Raw genomic sequence first — 15,470 nt, 5'->3', positions numbered from 1 at the left:
CGTTCGATGATCTAACTCTCTAATCTTGAGTGAGTGCTTTTTCTACATTTATACCCAACACAATAGTGCCAATGCGCGTGTTTGTTTGTGAGTCGAACAAACCTGTGTGAACCGCAGACTGAAAACTATGGGTGGAGTGGTGAAACCGAATAGGCATTATAGTGATTTCACCCTTCCTGTGTGTACTAAGGGAAAGATCTGTGAGCGATGGTGTCATTTTATGGCCCTTGGAATGCCCACTAGAGGCTATGGTTGTTCCGTGTAAATCGTAAACTGTAATCTCAGAAACCAACGTAAACACATCGACGTATTGTCGTTGAATGTAGCCAGATAAATTATCGTTGTGTTGATACTGAGGCGCAGAAATGGCCTTATTGCTGTCGTGAAGAGATCGAAAAATAGTAGAGTCTTGATTCAGCAGGTTTAATACCCACTCAGACTGTTGTTTCAGTTGTGCTTTTTCACCGCTGTCCAAGTGCATCACTAGTGGAGAGCAGGCTGGTATAAGGCTATTAAATAGCGCCAAAAATTGTGGGTCTTTTGCTAATAGATCGTTTGAAAAATAAATGCCCAACGGCATGTAACGTGAAAAACGAGAAAATATTTGGTTGGGTGCGACACCGAAGCGAATAGACTCCTCATGAAAAGTTCTACTGTCTGCTAGAAAGGTATCGATACGGTTTATCGCGAGTAAATGCAGTAATTGTTCTGTTTCGGTCACCTCATTTTTAATCACGTAGTGCCGGCCAGTAAGCCATAAATGTTGATTACTGCTTAAAATGGCACCGATTGCAATAGAAGGGTTAGCGCTAAGCCTATGAGCAATATCTTTATCGCGAAAATACCAATACCATTTTTCGAGGGCCAATGGGTCAGATAATTTGCCTGCAACATTTAATTCAGTTGACTCCATTGCGATAAATAACCCATCCGTTCTACCACGCTTAAAATAGTTTACGCCTCTATTCCACGGCACCACCTCTATGTCAAAAGGCTGGTTCATCTTGCCAAAAATACACGTGATAGTTTCTACAGAGCTCCCTGTGAGTGCCCCCTTTGAAAGTACTTGGTAGGGCGGGGCAAGCGAGGTATGCAAGGTAATAAGTGGTCGTTCAGGCGTTGAAAAACTCAAGCAGGACAACAAAGGTGCCAGTAAACCGACAAGGTTGCGAAAAAATTGTGGCATTAATAGAGGTTCCTGACCGGCGAGAATGAAGCGGTAAAACGTATACTTAGCGTAAAGTATAGACCTAGGTGATGAGTGTGGGTAATGCGGGTGCCGTAGTGCTGATAAAGTCGGTATAGGGTGACGCTACAATCACGATTAGAAATAAACCACTGTGTAAAGATAAGAGGGAAATGGTACTAAAAAATACCGCTCTAGATAGATAAGTTATAGGGTTATATGAAACATAGGGGCCTTATTAAGGATCCAGATTGATTTTGCATATCCCTTAGAAGAGGCGCCGCTTATCATCGTCAACCGTCTAGACTCTTTTCTGTTAACGGATGTTTTCATCACATGAAAGGAAGATTGGGCGTGAAAAAAGTATTATTCACAGTATTAGTTATTAGCAGTGCACAGAATGTTATCGCGGGTTCAAACGGTCTTTTTATTGGTGCGAATCACACTACGGGTAATATTCCCTCCTCATTTTCTATACATGTAGCAAGCAAGAATCCAGCAGCGGCCTCTTTGGCGGTAAGCGAAAACAACAATTTTCGCTTCAATTATTTACCGACAGTTTGGAATACCTATGAGTTAGGCGAGGTCGATAATTTTATCGATGATCTTGATGAGCTTATCGATATTCTGGACGACCCTGCCTCGGTGGATGAACCCATTGAGGAAGTGTTGGATCGCTTTAATAACGTGCTAGTTGAAATGGGTGAAAGCGGTTATAGCAAAACAAGCCTTGGGCTCACCGCTCCACTCTCGCCCTTTTATTACCGAGCAGAATTTTTAGATGCCACGTTATTCGCAGATTTTAATTACGGCGCAAATATTGGAATGAGTATTTTAGATGATGAGCTAATCTACGACTCTCAAAACGGAAAGTTTGCCACTAATACATCGGCTTATCTTAAGAGTGGGCTAGAAACACGACTATCAGCGGGCTTGAGCAAAGAGCTGGCGACGATGGGAGAGGAGGGAAAACTTAAGCTTTATGGCGGCGTGAAAATTAATTTTGTTCGCATGGAGTTAAGTAAACAAATTATCGCGTTACAACAGCTTAATGGCGAAGCCATAGAAGATGTTGTACAGGACAGCTACGATCAGAATATGGAAAGTACCACCAATGTTGGGTTAGATATAGGGCTGATGCTGCAAGCTCCGCGTTATCGAGCGGGCCTAACAATTACTGATATAAATTCACCAACCTATAACTATGGCGCAATTGGCGTGGAGTGTGACGGTTTTGATCCTGGCAGCATTGAGCGTAGTAACTGCGATACCGCGGCCTATTTTATCCAGGTTATTGGTGAAATTGTATCGCAAGAAAAGCACACGCGGCATGCGCTAACAACGCTAGACGGTGTTTACAGTTTGACGGGTCGTTGGTCTATTAGCGGTGAAATGGAAATGGCCGTTTATGAAGATATTATCGGCCATGAAAACCAATGGTTAACCCTCGCAACCGACTATCAGACCAAGAGTAATTGGTGGCCAGATTGGCGTGCGGGATTTCGTAAAAATATGGCGGGTTCCGAACTGAGTACCGTCAATATTGGGCTGACATTTTTTAGTCGGTTGACACTGGATGGCTCATGGGGGCTTGAAAGTGTGGTGGTGGATGAGGTTACCGTGCCGCGAACGTTTGGTTTTTCGGTTGGCTTTCAACAGAAATTTTAATGGTAGTAAATAAGTGGTGTATTCAATGGCTAATCAGAAATCAGTAGCAATTATTAGAGCCCTGAAGTGTGTATCTTTATCAGGGCTGTGTGTGGGTATGGTGGCGTGTGGCGGCTCGGGGCAAGATGAAGGTACCCAAGCGAATATCAATACAATGCTTACCGGCCGAGTAATCGATGGGTATCTTGCGCGCGCGACGGTATTTGTGGATACCAACAATAATGGTACCCGCGACCCGTGGGAGCCCTTTGCCTTTACGGATAACGAAGGCTATTTCAGTTATAACCCCAACACCGATACGGACTATTGTGCTGCAGGCGCGAGTGCTAATTTACAGCAATACTGCCTTAATTTAACAACTGATATTGCGAATTTTACCATTCGAATTGATAGCGGCTATGACATTCTTACAGGCGAGCCATTCTTTGGGCAAATGAGTCGTCGAGTGGATTTTGGTGTTGAAAACGACATACTCATAACGCCCCTGTCAACGTTGGTTACCGTGCTGGACGACTCCGAAACGCAATCAGCATTATTGTTATCTTTGGGGTTAGAGGATGGCGACCTCGATATCGATTATCTGCATGCTGACAGCTTTAATCTTTCACTGTTGAATAAGGCACTCACCGTGCATAAATCAGTATCGTTAATGTCGGATCGAATTACCGATGTTTACAGCGAGATTGGCAATAATTTGGGCACGCCTAATGATGCGAGCCAGTCGGTATACCGCAGCCTAGCGGAGCAGTTGGTAATACCCAACACCGATTTAAATACGGTACTACAAAGTGAAGCAAGCTTGGCGTCTATTTTGGACAGCGCCGAAGCGTCTATACGCGATATTTACACGTTACGCGAATTTGACCTTCCGCCCGATATGGGTTCGGTAGAAGTGCCAAACGGGTTTAGCCGTGTTATTGATATTACCCAAACGATTCCTGTTGTAGTAAATGAAATTTTTAATACCGAAATTCCCGCCACCACAATAGAAGAGATTATCGGCGGTGTAAGATTAATCGAAACGGTGGTGGTAAAAGGTCTAGATGAAATAGGCAGTACAGACCTTAGCCTTGATAACGCCATTAATTTTATTACCGAACCTGAAAACAGTGAAGCCGTCGTTAGCCTTACTGGCAGTTTAAGCGGCGCCGATTCGTTTGTTTCGGAGCTTCGGCATAACGATTTCACCGGGGACGATTTTATTTCCGCAGATGATTTTGATAGAGCCGTGCGTTTACCCGAAGGCGCACAAGCGTTTTCTGACGTTGTAGGTACCACCGTGCGCTTATCTGACCCCGATCTTGGCTTTGGGCCTAACAGCTTGAAAGATATTGAGGTTGCGTTATTTTTTACGGGCGAACAGAACGCGCTGGCAGGTGGGTTGCAAGCCTGCGTGAAATACATAGAGGACGCGAGCACTGATGGCAGCCTAGGAGAAGGCAATACCCGTGGTGAATATATCGACGGTTTTTGGAGTTTATTGGGGGCGAGCAGTGTGAGCGACGAGTCTTACAGCCTGCTTATTACCATCACCTTTCTTGGTGCAACGTATCAAGCCATTATAAAACCAGGTGGTACAGTAGGGGTTGGCGACGACGCGCGTATTGCGCTACGTTTCGACTTTGACGGCGATATAAGAAACTGGGATACGGCAAACGGTTTTGAACAAGCAGCGGTACTACCGGTTAATAGCCAAGATTGCGAAGCCCTATTACCATCTCGTGTAGGCTTATAGCGACACACCACACGAACGGTCATACGTGACATGCTCATTTAAAAAACGCTATGCCTTTGTGCGCGTAGCGTTTTTTTTACGTAAAAATCATTACCAATGTGAACTCACCGATAACTTAGCGCTGTAGCCGATGAGGTGTGGTACGTGTTGAGGGTTGTGATGACGGCGTTGCGCGTTGTGGTGTTGTTCGTCGTGGCGTCACACTACGTTGTACAGGCGTGTTTTGGGGTGTCTGCTGGCGTTGCGCTGGTCGAGCCGTTGGCGTGGGCTGAGCACGTTGAAGGGTTGTATTCGTGCGGGATAGCCTTTCACTATTACTCATGGTTTGTCGAACTCTGTCTGTATTGCGTGAAACGGTTTGGCGAAGCTCTGTGGTTGCGGGAGTGCGGGGAGTGTTCTGTCGTGTAGTTGGCGCAGTGGTGCTAGCCTGCACACGCGCGGGTGATAAGCGTGAGGTGCGCAAATTATCGCGATGCGTTTGTACGGGAAGCGTAGCGGTGCGTAACTGCTCGCGTACCGCTAACTGTTTTTGTTCAGATGGAATGCCGCTTTGTCGTACCCGTACCACGGGTGAAGGCGTGCGGGTGAGAGCACCCGAAGGCCTTATCTGTGAGGACCGTTGTGCCGTGGACGTGCGATAGCGATGAGCGACAGTTGGTGAGCGATAACTTACGCTGCGACGATGCTCAGGGTTGTGCTGCCAGCGGCGCGCTTGTTGGTGGTAAATCACTTGGCGATTTGTTGAAAGGCGGTGGCGAGTATGCGAAGGCAGCACCATGACTTGCCGATGGTGCCAGTGAACACCCCCATAAAATCCACCGAGGCGAATGTGTAGGCTTGGTGTCCATAACGTTAGCCCTGAATAATGGGCCCCATAACGAGAATGATGAGGGTGATGTGCCCAATAATGGGGAGGGTAGGAGGGCCACCACCAGGTGCCATAAATTACGCGGGTGTCGTAGTAAGGGACATAAACAACCTCACGTTGTATGGGTTCGATAATGATATTGCCATTGTCGTGATTAACTTGCTGATAGTCGGAAGAATTGAGATTTCCCTCGGCATAGGCGCGTTGGCGCAACGTTTGGATCGTATCCAATACGCGGTTTTCGGCCTGTAGAAACGTGTCGCCCAGTTGTTGGGTCCAGCTTAAATCTTCGCTCATACGCTGCAGAATGTGAGGGAATGGTACCAGCGCAATAATACTTGGGTCCCAGCTTTTTTGTTCGGCGGCCAATAATGCTGCCTCGCCATCTAGGCCCTCGTTAGCACGGGTCCAGCGCTCGGCTTCTACCACTTCTAGCGGGTATGTTGCGGCAATTAAAATATGTGAAAGTACCGTATCGGGATAAAGCGCAATCGGGGCTAGTAACTGGTCTAATGTGGGTTGGGGTATCGCGTCATCATGCTGAGCGGTGGCTGCAACGGGCATTATTAACCCCGCGAGCAGTAATCCTACAAGGGCTGTAACGTGCTTTAACATGGTGATATCTCCGATAATCGGCGTCCAAAAAAGGGGAATTCCCATTCAAGCGTCTATTAAAACGTAATACACCTTAACCAAGCCTGAACAGCTCCCCTGTTGAAAACGCTTCACGCGCGCAAGTGCTCGCAGGCGAAAGGTTCTTGCGGTGTGTGGGTGCTGGGTATCGCCGTCGTAGCGTAAAACATTAGTGGGCCAGTATTGAAAACAATTCGGGGCTATGTCACGGTGCAGCAAGTCTTGTGTGTTGGGCTAACAGTCATTCAATCGAGCAATTATTTCTCATGATATTTATTTTGGGTCGACCGGTAACGCGAATAATAAAAGATTTAGCAATAAACGTGTGGCTAATTACGGTGATGTTTTCAAGTGTCGTTGTGGCAAAGCCTTTGCCAGAGCTGGTCGTAACCGACACGCAAACGCAACTACTTGTGGAGGGTAAGCCTTATCTTATTTTGGGCGGTGAACTGGGTAACTCCAGTGCGTCTAGCATGGCTTATATGGAGCCAATTTGGCCAAAATTAAAGGCGATGAATGTTAATACCCTGCTTGCGCCCGTTTATTGGGAAAGCATTGAGCCTGTTGAAGGCCAGTTTGATTTTTTGTTGGTTAAAAAATTGGTTGAACGCGCGCGCGCGGAAAAAATTAAAGTGGTTCTACTGTGGTTCGGAAGCTGGAAAAACAGTATGTCGAGTTACGTACCGAGTTGGGTTAAGGGCAACACCACGCGATTTGAACGTAGTATTAGCCACGAAGGAAAGCCACAAGAAATTCTTGCCGCGTTATCGACGCACAATGCAATGGCAGATGCGAACGCGTTTGAAAATCTAATGGCTTTCCTGAAAAAAATAGACGGCAAACACCGTACGGTGATTATGGTGCAAGTGGAAAATGAAATAGGGATGTTACCTAGCGCGCGAGACCATTCTGCTGCTGCGACGGAAGCCTATCATCAACCGGTGCCAACAGCGTTAATGGATTATTTATTAAAGCATAAATCTACGCTTACCCCGTCATTGTTGGCCGCGTGGAAATCCTCCAACTATGCTGAGGCAGGGAGATGGGAAGAGGTGTTTGGGGTTGGAATTGCAACAGAAGAAATTTTTACCGCTTGGCATTTTGCACGTTACACCAATGTCGTAGCAACTGCAGGCAAAAAGCGTTACCCACTACCCATGTTTGTTAATGCGGCGCTTAATCGGCCAAATGTGTTACCCGGTGATTACCCAAGCGGTGGGCCATTGCCTCATCTAATGGATGTGTGGAAAGCCGGCGCACCCGCAATTGATTTATTAGTGCCCGATTTCTATAACCCGCGGTTCCAATATTGGAATGATCTCTATACACAGCAGGGCGATGCATTGCTGATACCTGAAATTCGATTTACCCCTGAGGTGGGTGCGAAGGCGCTATTTGCCTTTGGGCATTACAATACGTTAGGTTTTTCGCCTTTTTCTATTGAATCTACAGCGACCGCTAAAGCGGAAAACCTAACACACAGCTATAACATTATTCATCAATTACAGCCGCTCATTACACAGCATCAGGGTTCTGACGCTATTGCGGGTGTGTGGTTAACGAAGGAGCAGCCCGAAACCACGCGAGACTTTGGTGATTACCGGTTCACAATAAAACATGACTTAACACTTGGTTGGAATGCCGCGTCAAAGGCGCCGGCGTGGGATCATTCAGGGGCTATCATTATTCAAACCGGCGAACACGATTTTTATGTTGGAGGCAGTGGCGTTGTTATCACGTTTAGCCATCCAACCAAACAGCAACGAGTGGGTATAGAAACGTTGTACGAAGGCGTGTTTATAGGCCGAGAATGGCAAGCAGGGCGTCGTTTGAATGGTGACCAGAGCCATCAAGGCCGCCATTTGCGCCTTCCTTAGCAATACTGGGGGTTACAACAATTGCGATTGTATTCTTACTAAGGCGCAGTGGGTGATAGGGAAGCGAGTGCACGGCTAAAATTTTCCGTATAAAAGCCTTCTTCTCGTTCCAATAGCCTTCTAGAATAGCCCGCTCTTTCTTACGGCAAGGCAAAGTGGCCATGTGGTTTATTCTTTCATTTCGGCATATTGATTTACAGCAGCTCAAGTGGTCGTACGGGTTATGGGCATTGTTTTTAGCCATTCAAACGGTGTATTGCCCTGTCTACCATGAATTTGTCACGTCCTTACCGTGGACGGTAAGCCAGATGATGCTGTGGTCTGTGAGCCAATGGTTTCCATGGTTGGTCATCACGCCAGTGTTAACTCATAGCCTTAGCCTTTGGCATTTATCCGCAACCGAACGGCACAATAAGAAAACTTTTGCGTTGTACTGTGGTTTAACGGTCATCCTGGTACCCCTTGCGTTGGTGAGTAGAACTGGCTTGGCGGTTTATCAAGGCGAGGGCCCGTTGGTTAGTAGCCTTGTGTATTATCTACCTCAGCATGTATATGCCTATTGTGTGGTCATCATTAGCTGGCATTTTTGGGTGCTTTACTCCACCAGAACTGCCCAAGGCTGCGTGACGGATGGCGACAACATCAAGCAAGTCTCAATGCAGTTTTCGGCATCGGATAGCTTACGGGTGTGCAAAGGTAATACGGAAACCTTGCTCCAAATTAGTGATATTTCGTCGATTAAAGCCTCGGGCAATTACGTGGATATAATAACGCCCGAGTCTACCTACCTTTTGCGTTCCACCATGAAGCAGCTCGAAGCCTGCTTACCCTCCCCATTATTCCTGCGCGTACACCGCAGCCGTTTAGTCAATAAGCAAGCCATTCAGGCTATTCACGTACAGTCCAACTCTCAGCGCCAAGTGGAGCTGAATACGGGTGAACGCGTCAATATTAGCAAAAGCTATTGGCAAACATTTAAGCAATTCGTCCCACCGTCTGTCCCAGAAGCGGTTTGTTCGTCCCAGTAATAGCCTAACCAGCCTATCTCAGTAGTTCATACGGGTGTGCCTCGGTACGGTAGTGAGCCTATTCATTACTGAGGAATTACCGCATGAAAATAGCTGATTGGCATCCTGCAACGCGCATTTTGCATTGGGCTAATGCTGTCTTAATATTGGGCCTGCTAGCACTAGGCGTTTACATGGTGAGGTGGGAAGCATGGGGAATGTACAACGTACATAAATCGTTTGGTTTAATTGCGAGTTTGCTCATCATTGCACGCTTATGTTTTCGATTCATTTACCCTAGGCCTCGACAACCGGCGCGCTCGAAAATAGAAGCATTGTTAATTGAATGGGCTCAGGCGCTCATTTTATTACTGTGCTGCTTAATCCCGATTACCGGCATGCTTTATTCGGCGGCAAGCGGTCATGGTTTTCGGCTATTTTCGATACCCATCTTTCCTTCGAATGAATACTCAGCAGAAACCGGTGAGGTGGTGATAAGGAACGCAATGCTGTCCGACATGGGCCAATGGGCGCATAGCGTCTTGGGTTATGTGTTAATCGCGGTGTTAGCCGGGCATATTCTGGCCGCATTAAAACACCATTTTATCGATAAAGATGATGTTCTAAAACGCCTGTTAAGGGGCACAAAAAGGAACGCATCATGAAGGTACTGTGCGTGTTAGCGGTAAGCCTCATACTGCTTGCTGCCAGTGTTTTAAACGCTGCAGCCATTAGTGAGCGCACACTAATCATAGAGATTCCCTTTATTGAACGGGAGCATGTACCACTGGAACATTATCGTGGTAAGAAGCCACTCTACATAAAATTTTGGGCCTCGTGGTGCCAAACCTGTTTGAAAGAAATGCCTCATTTCCAACATTCTTTTGAACAGTACGGTAGCGATATTGAATTTATATCGGTGAATGTTGGCCTAGAAGACACGGTAGACACAGTACAGAGCGCCATAAAAACATATGGTTTAACGATGCCCCAAGCAATCGATAGCAAAGGGGCGCTAGCCAAGCATTTCCGTTTTCAGGGAACGCCTTACCACCTATTACTGGATAAGGAGCTAAACGTAGTGCATGCAGGCCATAGTGCGAATAGTGATGTGGACAGAAAGCTCGCGCTTCTTGCCAGTAATACGCCACTAGAATTCTTGAGCAGTGAACGCTTTAACGAAACGGAAGGCGATATCGATATAGATTTTGCTACAACGGCCACTCATATTTTGTATTTTAGTGCCGCGTGGTGTCATTGGTACTTGGAAAAATCCCGTCCTCAAACATCACAAGCGTGTATTCAAAATCAATTAGATATTAACGACGCTTACACCAGGTTACCTAAAACGTTAACGCTACACAGCGTTTTATCACGGCTATGGACAGATGATGAAGCCTTAGCGCAATACCGACATAAATTTAACGTCAAGCACCCTTTAGTGATTGATAAAAGTAATGCGCTATTTTTTCGCTATCAAATAACAGCGTTGCCAACATTTGTTGTGATTCGAGATGGAAAGGAAGTGGCGCGCTACCGTGATTTTAATACAATACCTATTCAGTAACGTGAGCGCTAATATCGAGTCGACGAGAGGGTTTGTGTAACCGACACTTAAATACCACTTGTCGCAAGTTACACGTTGCCTGATGTCGCCATGTAAAAAGTGGATATAAGTATTCGAATAAGGCTATACGGCATTTTATAATGCCGTAACCGCTCTCCGATAAGTGGCTTCTTCTATAGCCGAGCTAGCCATACAAAAAATATAACGGCTAATAAAAAACAATAAAATATAAATGTAGTCGACATGAAGAGAGTGATATTCGATGCAATGTGTTTTTACCTGACAGAGGTATTGGGGTGTGACCGAAGCGCTTTTTTGGCACCAAATCCAACATGAAAGCATGGCTGTGTTGTATCGAGAGTAAAAGAATATAGAGACGGAAAAACAAATCGTGAACGTTGTGAATTTTTTGAAATGAAAAAAACAAAAAACATGAAAATATAATCTAGCATTTTCTAGGTTTAATCTAACTATAGAGTCTTGTGAAATTTATAGTTGAAGGCTAATTTCTTAGGGGAATAGAATATCCGAATAAGCGTTGAATACGCCGTAAAAATAGCGTAAATCGTTGCTGTTATGAAATTGTAAAAGCGCAAAAAATAGTGAGGCGCACGTCAAATAAAATTGAATGAGCGATAATAGATTATCAAATCCCTTATGTTTGTTTGGACAATAACTGGACTGACGTATACTCTGGACACGAATTTTTCGAACCCTTATACGATTAATTCTTTAGTTGTAATTAAATTTTCATTTCACTAATAATTTTTTAAACACTGGGTACTAATAATGAATAATATCCCATTTACTCAATATATACGTCTGGCAGTAGCCATGATGTTTGTATCGCCTTTTTTCTTATCGTCACAGGTACAAGCGCAAAGCGCTTGTGAATGTAATTGGTATGGCGCTACATGGGCAATGTGTCAAGATCAAACTTCTGGCTGGGGCTGGGAAAATAGTGCGAGCTGTATCGGCCTTGATACCTGTAATGGTCAGCAAGATGGCGATGGTGGTCCCGTAGGCGATTGCGGCGGCACTTCATCCAGTAGCTCGTCTAGTTCTTCCGTTAGTAGTTCTTCTAGTAGCTCTTCTAGTAGCTCTTCAAGCAGCAGTTCATCTAGCTCTTCAAGCAGCAGTTCATCCAGCTCCTCAAGCAGCAGCTCTTCATCTAGCTCTACGGGTGGCGAAGTATGCGAAGAGCAATGCAAATGGTATCAAGACGACCCACGTCCATTGTGCACTAATCAAGATTCCGGTTGGGGCTATGAAAATAATCAGAGCTGTATCGGTCGAACCACTTGTGAAGGCCAAGGCGGCAGTGGCGGCGTAATTAGTAGTTGTACGAGCTCAAGCTCTTCATCCTCTAGTTCAAGCAGTTCGTCTAGTAGCTCTAGTTCATCTAGCAGCTCTTCAAGCTCCAGCAGCTCTAGTTCAAGCAGCTCCAGCTCTAGCAGTTCAACGCCTAACGGCAACCCAAGTTTTCCAGCATTTTTTGTTGGTAATATTACAACCAGCGGCAGCGTACGTTCAGACTTTACGCAATACTGGGATCAAATTACGCCAGAAAATGAGGGTAAGTGGGGCTCGGTGGAAAGCTCACGAGATAACTACAATTGGAGTGGTCTCGATGCAGCCTACAACTACGCCAAGCAGAACAATATTCCGTTCAAGCAGCACACCTTGGTGTGGGGTAGTCAATTCCCAAGTTGGATCAACAACTTAAGCAACACTGAAAAAGCCGAAGAAATTGAAGAATGGATTCGTGACTACTGTGAGCGTTACCCTGACACTGAAATGATTGACGTGGTTAACGAATCAACACCAGGACATGCACCAGCAGATTTTGCTCGTGACGCCTTTGGTAATGATTGGATCATTAAATCGTTCCAGCTTGCTCGACAGTATTGCCCAAACTCCATTTTGATATTGAATGACTACAACGTACTGCGCTGGAACACCAGTGAGTTTATTCAAATGGCACAGCCGGCTGTTAATGCGGGTGTTGTGGATGCCATTGGTATGCAAGCACACGGTTTAGCGGGAATGTCACTTTCTGAATTGGAAAACAACCTTAACCAAATTGCGGCGCTTGGTCTGCCAATGTATATCTCTGAATACGACATTGAAGAAACCGGTGATCAGCAACAGCTACAGGTTATGCAAGAACAGTTCCCTGTATTCTACAACCACCCAGATGTTGTTGGCATTACCTTGTGGGGCTATGTTGTTGGCTCTACATGGCGTGATGGCACAGGCTTAATTCAAAGCAATGGCCAGCAGCGTCCAGCAATGGATTGGTTAATGGATTATCTAGGTCGATAAACCGTTCATGAAGACTGTATGAGAACTTAATTTTATGTAGTCTTACCCTAAAGCCCCGCTCATAGCGGGGCTTTTTTGTGGGGGGAATCAGAGGGAAATAGTGAGACGTGGCCTCACAGGCTTACTTTTTCACAGAGAGACCTAATATTTTTCGAATTTGATCAGAAGGTGTTAGGGCATTGTTTAGGGTAAGTTTTTTAGGGTAGTTTGTGTTCCCACATCAATGCCGAAGGCAATTTTAGTTGCCTTAACTGCTCGGTATGTATTCTCTAAAAAACATTGTTTCAGAAAAGAGAAAACAAAAAAAGGCCGCATTTCTGCGGCCCAACTCTGGATGATGCTTACTTTAACGGCTACTTAATAAATAGCATTTCTGAATATTTAGGCAGTGGCCAAAATTTGTCGGCAACCAATGTTTCTAGAGTATCGGCAAACGCGCGGGTTTCATCCATTAATGGACGAATTGTTTTTGCGGAATACTCCATGTGTGATTTTTCAGAGTCAAAATCGTGAACCGCTATTGCGGCAGAGAGTTTTTCAACGCTAGCCATCATGCCGTTGATATTGTCTGCAAGTTTTGTTGCCACGCTAGCATCTAAACCCAGCCCCAATGACGCAGATGCGTTAAGCGATTCCGTAATCACCGATAAGTAGCTGACGGCAGCAGGGTAGATGGAGGTTGTTGCCATATCGACCACTAGCTTGGCTTCTACCTCTATTGAGAGGATGTATTGCTCGGAATACACTTCGTATCGGCTTTTTAGTTCTACTGGTGTCAGTACGCCGGTGTTCGAGAATAGTTCCACAACTGAAGGGTCTAAAAATGCCGGTAGGGCGTCGGCGGTGGTGGGAATATTTTTTAAGCCGCGCTCGTTAACGGCCTTTTCGTGCCATTCAGATGAGTAACCATCGCCACCAAAGATAACATTGCCGTGCTCGTCCATTAAGGCTTTCAATACATGAATGACGGCCGCAGTTTGATCCATGCCGCCGGATATTGAGGATTCAAGTTTGGCCGCAATCCATTCTAATGAATCGGCGAGCATGGTATTCATTGCAACCAAGGGGCCAGAGACGGACTGAGAAGAGCCTACAGCGCGGAATTCAAAACGGTTACCGGTAAACGCAAAAGGTGATGTGCGGTTTCGATCACCGGGGTCGCGCTGAAAGCTTAGAATTTGTGAAAGGCCTAAATCCATATCGCCGCCGCTGACGGTCGGTTTGAGATTGCCTTCTTTAATATCCAGAAAAACTTTTTCGAGCTGGTCGCCGAGATACACCGAGAGTATCGCTGGTGGTGCTTCGTTAGCGCCTAGACGATGGTCGTTGGCTGCAGAGGCAATTACGGCTCGTAACAAGGGGCCGTACAAATGTACGCCGCGAATAACGGCGCCACAGAACAATAAGAAATTGAGATTTTCTTCTGGAGTATTGCCGGGGTCGAGCAGGTTACCTTGGGTAGCATTCCCCACCGACCAATTGACATGCTTACCAGAACCGTTAAGGCCTGCAAATGGCTTTTCGTGTAATAAGGCTACAAAGCCGTGTTTTTTGGCGGTCATTTTCATAACCGTCATTAATAATTGTTGGTGATCCGCCGCAACGTTGGCGGCTTCGTAATAAGGGGCAATTTCGAATTGGCCGGGTGCTACTTCGTTGTGATGCGTCTTGGCGGGTATGCCTAGACGATAGAGTTGGTCTTCAAAATCTTGCATGAAAACCTGCACGCGCGCAGGGATTGCACCAAAGTAATGATCGTCGAATTGCTGACCTTTTGCAGAAGGCGCACCAAACAATGTACGTCCAGCGAGGATTAAATCAGGCCGCGCATTGGCAAAATTTTCATCTACCAAAAAATATTCCTGCTCGGCACCGCAGCTAGAATTTAACGTGGCAATATTTTTTTCGCCCATTAACGTTAATACTTTTTGAGCCGCTTTGTTCATGGCAGCGTTAGAGCGTAGCAGCGGAATTTTTTTATCTAGCGCTTCACCTGTCCAAGACATAAATACGCTGGGGATCATTAAGGTGGCGCCATTGGCGGTATGCATAATGTAGGCGGGGCTTGACGGGTCCCATGCGGTATAACCACGTGCGGCATTGGTCATACGTAAACTGCCGTTCGGGAAAGAGGAGCCATCCGGCTCACCTTTAATCAGTAGTTTGCCAGAAAATTCGTTAATGGCATTACCGTCGAAATTGGTCACGATAAAGCCATCGTGCTTCTCAGCAGTGGCATTCGTCATGGGATAAAATATATGAGAAAAGAATTTAACGCCTTTTTCAATCGCCCAGTCTTTCATTGCCATAGCAACGACATCAGCGGTTGCTGCGTCCAGAGGTGCACCGGTTTGCACGGTTTTTTTCATTGCTTTAAAGGCGCTTTTTGAAAGCTTTTCTTCCATTGAAGCAAGATTAAAAACGTCGCATGCCCAGATGGACTGTAAAGATTCTGGCATGCCTACCTCAGCCGCGACTGAATTATTGATGGCGTGTATGGCTTGAAGCCGAGATTCATTTCCGCTCATATTTTTTTCCAAATACAATAAATGTTTGTTATGGGGCCAACGTACCTACTCTCGGTAGGTGGCGATACTCCCAGCC

The 15,470-nt window shown here is 45.9% G+C and carries 10 protein-coding genes; 7 read left to right on the top strand and 3 right to left on the bottom strand.

Features of this window, described 5'->3' with window-relative positions:
• Positions 1–19 precede the first annotated feature (19 nt).
• Positions 20–1,186, bottom strand: coding sequence for a hypothetical protein (locus H5647_RS02330; RefSeq protein ID WP_045856010.1), 1,167 nt, complete (start codon positions 1,184–1,186; stop codon positions 20–22).
• Between the two features lie 354 nt (positions 1,187–1,540).
• Here H5647_RS02330 and H5647_RS02325 point away from each other — a divergent pair, with 354 nt between their 5' ends.
• A complete protein-coding gene (locus tag H5647_RS02325) occupies positions 1,541–2,854 on the top strand; it encodes a conjugal transfer protein TraF (RefSeq protein ID WP_045860997.1) in 1,314 nt (437 codons plus the stop codon).
• 25 nt (positions 2,855–2,879) lie between these two features.
• The gene (locus H5647_RS02320) at positions 2,880–4,589 is read left to right on the top strand and encodes a hypothetical protein (RefSeq protein ID WP_236074743.1); all 1,710 of its coding nucleotides are present in this window, start codon (positions 2,880–2,882) and stop codon (positions 4,587–4,589) included.
• Between the two features lie 115 nt (positions 4,590–4,704).
• Here H5647_RS02320 and H5647_RS02315 read toward each other — a convergent pair whose 3' ends face one another.
• Positions 4,705–6,072 carry a DUF3300 domain-containing protein gene (locus H5647_RS02315; RefSeq protein WP_052691821.1) on the bottom strand — a complete coding sequence of 456 codons (1,368 nt, stop codon included), beginning with the start codon at positions 6,070–6,072 and terminating at the stop codon, positions 4,705–4,707.
• Between the two features lie 284 nt (positions 6,073–6,356).
• On the opposite strand from H5647_RS02315, the gene H5647_RS02310 reads away from it, so the two are divergent.
• The 5 genes from H5647_RS02310 to H5647_RS02290 all read left to right on the top strand — a co-directional run bounded on the left by H5647_RS02310 (position 6,357) and on the right by H5647_RS02290 (position 12,866).
• A complete protein-coding gene (locus H5647_RS02310; RefSeq protein ID WP_200911621.1) occupies positions 6,357–7,967 on the top strand; it encodes a GH35 family beta-galactosidase in 1,611 nt (536 codons plus the stop codon).
• A 161-nt stretch (positions 7,968–8,128) separates the two neighbouring features.
• Complete coding sequence (locus tag H5647_RS02305) at positions 8,129–8,995, top strand: LytR/AlgR family response regulator transcription factor (RefSeq protein ID WP_045856008.1); 867 nt, start codon at positions 8,129–8,131, stop codon at positions 8,993–8,995.
• Positions 8,996–9,078: 83 nt separating this feature from the next.
• Positions 9,079–9,639: a cytochrome b gene (locus H5647_RS02300; RefSeq protein WP_045856006.1), complete on the top strand. Its 561-nt coding sequence runs from the start codon at positions 9,079–9,081 to the stop codon at positions 9,637–9,639.
• On the top strand, positions 9,636–10,541 hold the full coding sequence (locus tag H5647_RS02295) for a redoxin domain-containing protein (protein WP_045856004.1): 906 nt from the start codon (positions 9,636–9,638) through the stop codon (positions 10,539–10,541). The genes H5647_RS02300 and H5647_RS02295 overlap by 4 nt, the downstream gene beginning before the upstream one ends.
• A gap of 789 nt (positions 10,542–11,330) precedes the next feature.
• Positions 11,331–12,866, top strand: a complete 1,536-nt coding sequence (locus tag H5647_RS02290) for an endo-1,4-beta-xylanase (RefSeq protein ID WP_082086930.1) — start codon at positions 11,331–11,333, stop codon at positions 12,864–12,866.
• 353 nt (positions 12,867–13,219) lie between these two features.
• On the opposite strand, the gene H5647_RS02285 is transcribed toward H5647_RS02290, so the two are convergent.
• Entirely contained in the window at positions 13,220–15,394 is a 2,175-nt protein-coding gene (locus tag H5647_RS02285; RefSeq protein ID WP_045856002.1) for a glutamine synthetase III family protein, read from the bottom strand.
• Between the last annotated feature and the right edge of the window lie 76 nt (positions 15,395–15,470).

This window comes from Teredinibacter purpureus (genome assembly GCF_014217335.1).
In the GTDB taxonomy this organism is placed as follows: domain Bacteria; phylum Pseudomonadota; class Gammaproteobacteria; order Pseudomonadales; family Cellvibrionaceae; genus Teredinibacter; species Teredinibacter purpureus.
Note: the sequence above shows the minus strand (reverse complement) of the source record. Positions and strands in the feature narration are given on the sequence as shown.